The sequence below is a fragment of the Mycobacterium sp. genome, assembly GCF_032162105.1.
GTDB lineage: Bacteria > Actinomycetota > Actinomycetes > Mycobacteriales > Mycobacteriaceae > Mycobacterium.
This window is the reverse complement of sequence record NZ_JAVRPS010000596.1, coordinates 1-3,182: the sequence shown is the minus strand read 5'-3', so window position 1 is coordinate 3,182 and position 3,182 is coordinate 1. Positions and strand designations below refer to the sequence as shown.

General features: G+C 68.4%; 3 protein-coding genes. 2 read left to right on the top strand and 1 reads right to left on the bottom strand.

Annotated elements, in window-relative coordinates; genetic code table 11:
- A partial coding sequence (gene mdlC / locus QOC69_RS30490; RefSeq protein ID WP_526446248.1) for a benzoylformate decarboxylase occupies positions 1-1,598 on the bottom strand: 1,598 nt, incomplete at its 3' end.
- Positions 1,599-2,199: 601 nt separating this feature from the next.
- On the opposite strand from mdlC, the gene QOC69_RS30485 reads away from it, so the two are divergent.
- Together QOC69_RS30485 and QOC69_RS30480 are read left to right on the top strand one after the other, a co-directional pair.
- Complete coding sequence (locus tag QOC69_RS30485; RefSeq protein WP_526446247.1) at positions 2,200-2,442, top strand: hypothetical protein; 243 nt, start codon at positions 2,200-2,202, stop codon at positions 2,440-2,442.
- Between the two features lie 207 nt (positions 2,443-2,649).
- The coding region (locus tag QOC69_RS30480) for a Crp/Fnr family transcriptional regulator (protein ID WP_526446246.1) at positions 2,650-3,182 on the top strand (533 nt) is incomplete at its 3' end.

Sequence of the window (3,182 nt, the reverse complement as noted above, 5' to 3'; positions counted from 1 at the left end):
TGCTCGAGCCGAACGCCCGGCTGCACGTCGACGATGATCATGTGGGGTCCGTCGGCCGCGGTGAACGCTTCCTTGATCGCGACAGCCAGTTCGCTGGGGCGCCCGGTCCGCACGGCGGGAATGCCGTAGCCCTTGGCCAGCGCCTCGTAGTCGAGGTAGGCGAGGTCGAGCCCGGGAACGCCGTTGGTGTTCAGATAGTCGCCGAAGCCCTTGAGGATTCCGTACTCGCCGTTGACGAGGATGAGGAATGTGACCGGCATCCGGCGGCTTGCTGCCGTGTAGAGGGCTTGGATGCCGTACTGTGCACCACCGTCGCCGCTCACCGCGACCACCGGCCGGTTGGGTTGCGCGAGCTGGGCACCGACCGCGGCCGGCAGGGCGAACCCGAGGGCACCCGCAGCGCAGAAGAAGAACGACCCCGAATGCCGGAACTTCACCCGATCCCACATTGCCGCGCCGCCGTTCATCGACTCGCTGACCACGATGCCCTCGGCCGGGAACAGCGGCCCGAGGATGTCGTAGACCTGGCTCGCCGTGAGGGTGCCGACTGCCGGCGGAATCTTCAGCGGTGCACGGGGTGTGGGGGCGGGCCGGTTCGTCGGCGGCACCAGTTCGGCGAGGGCCACCAGGGTGAGACCCGGGTCGGCGACCAATGCATCGCCGACCGGCGCACGCGCGGCTGCGCCCGGATCGTCGGTGATGGCGACCAGTTCAGCGCCTGCGGGCAGGTAGTCGCCGGGAGCGTACGGGTAGTACTGGAAGATCGGGGCGCCCACGACCAGGAGCAGGTCGTGGCCAGCGAGCGACTCGGACACCCAGGCGATGGCGCTCGGGAGGCTGCCCCGGAAATTCGGGTGGTCGGTGGGGAAACCGACGCGGGCGGTCTCCGGCGCCAGCCACACCGGCAGTCTCTGCCTTTCGGCCAGCGCAACGGCCGCGTCGAACCCGCCCGGCGCGGCATCCAGTCCCGCGCCGACCACCAGCACCGGATTTCGGGCGGCGGCCAGCCGCTGTGCCAGTCTGCCCAATTCACCGGGCGCGGCGACGGAACGCCCGGTGACGCGGCGAGCCGCCAGGAGGTCCGTGCCGCCCTCGTCGGCGGGCTGGTCGAAGTCGTCCATCGGCAGCGACACGAACACGGGGCCGGCCGGCGGCAGCGCCGCGTAGCGGAACGCTCGTGCCAGCGCGGCGGGCACGTCCTGCGCGCGCGGCGGCTCGAACGCCCATTTCACGGCCGGCTTCGGCAGCGCCGTCGGATCAGGGTTGGCCAGCAGTGGTTCCAGCGTCAACATCGCCCGCACCTGCTGGCCGGCCGTGATCACCAGCGGGCTGTGCCCGCTGGCGGCATTGATGATGGCGCCCATGGCATTGCCGACGCCAGCTGCGGTGTGCAGGTTCACCAGGGTAGGTTCGCCGGTCGACTGAGCGTAGGCGTCGGCCATGCCGACCACTGCCCCTTCGTGCAGCCCGAGGACGTAGTCGACGTCGTCGGGGAAGTCGGCGAGGAAGGGCAGCTCGGTCGACCCGGGGTTGCCGAACACCTTCCGGACGCCCAGTGCGCGAAGAAGTTCCCAGGTGGCTTGATGAACGGTGGACATGACGAATCACCTCTGTAAGACGTGCGTGGTCGGTTGGCGACGGTCGCTGGATGGTGCTCATGGCGTGACGCCGTTGGCGGCGGCGGCCGTGCGCGTTCGCCGATTACATTCCAGAGTCATTCGCTTGATCCGCGCTCGTATCCGCCTGTGGACAGGGCGAGGGGCTAGTCATGGCCTGGCAAGCCACAGGTATGCCGAGACCACACCCGAGCGCCGGCGCAATTGGATCCAAGCACTGGCTCAGCACGCTGGTGTGGAAACGGGCACCCGGCCACCCCACCGAAATAACGGCCGTGCCGGATCGCACTGTCCACCGGCGGATACGAGCGCCGCCCTCCCTGGTTGACAATCTCAGCAACGCGGTCGCCGAACGAGTAGGACCACACCAGCAAGGAGACGTCCATGCATGTCCTGGAAGTCCGCAACGCCGAACTGATCGCATCCCTGACCCAACAGGCTGCCGAACAAAACATTATCTACGCCGCCATCGTGGCCCTCATCGGCGCCGTCGACGGCTTCACCGTGTCGACCAATCCCGCCGGCGACCCCACCGCGCACACCTATTCCCACTACCCGCTGCCCGCCGAGATGACCGCCACTGGTGAGATCGTCGACGGCAAGCCCCACATCCACCGCCGTGATGGCCGTCCAAGGCGACCGGACCATCGGCGGGCACCTGCATACGGCGCACCTCGGCACCTCGTTCGCCCGTGCCTACGTGATCCCCTCCGAGCACCAGGTCGCCGTGCCTGCGCACGAGCAGATCGTGTTCGAACGGTTTCCGGATGAAGACGCCGCTCAGGACCGGGGGCGTCTCAACGACACCCGAGTCAAGTTCCAGTAACTGGCCACCCCTCTGGCTTCTGATACACCAACCTCCCACCGACGGGTATCCGATCGTGGAGTCATGTAATCCCCAACGCCCACACACCAGCATGCGGCTCCGAAGAAACGGGGGTCCTCACGCGCTAACACCCGTTGGCGCCGACGTCACGGGTCCGGCGTCGGTCACCGCGCTAGCCGCCTCAGCCGCCTGCTTTCGTGGCGCGGCATGAGCCTCGGCTGCACCGGCCCCGAGGAGGTCGCTTCACCGGACCGACGGGTGAGCGTGTCGCGGCAGCTGACCCCGGCCCAATTCACCCGGCTCGCGGCATACGGTGTGCAGCAGGATGTTTGCACAGCGGACGTCGTTTTCGCCGTCGGTGACGCCGATTGTGACTTGATCGCCGTCGAGTCGGGCTGGATCGAGCTGCTCAGCCCGGCCGCCCACGACGAAGCCGAAACACGGGTAGCGCTCTATGGTCCGGGCGGGTTCGTGGGAGAACTGAACCTCCTGACCGGCCAGGTGGCCTCCCTGACTGCCCGCGTCGTCGAGCCGGGACGGATCTATCGGATCTCGCCGGTGCAGTTCCGCCGCGTGATGGCCGACGACCCCGAGGTCTCCGATGTGTTGCTGCAGACCTTCCTGGGGCGCCGAGATCTGCTCCGCGCCGGCGCCGGCGCCCGCGGCATCGAAATCGTAGGCAGCGGCGAGTCGGCGGCGTGCCTGGCTCTTCGGACCTATGCTGCCCGCCAACGACTGCC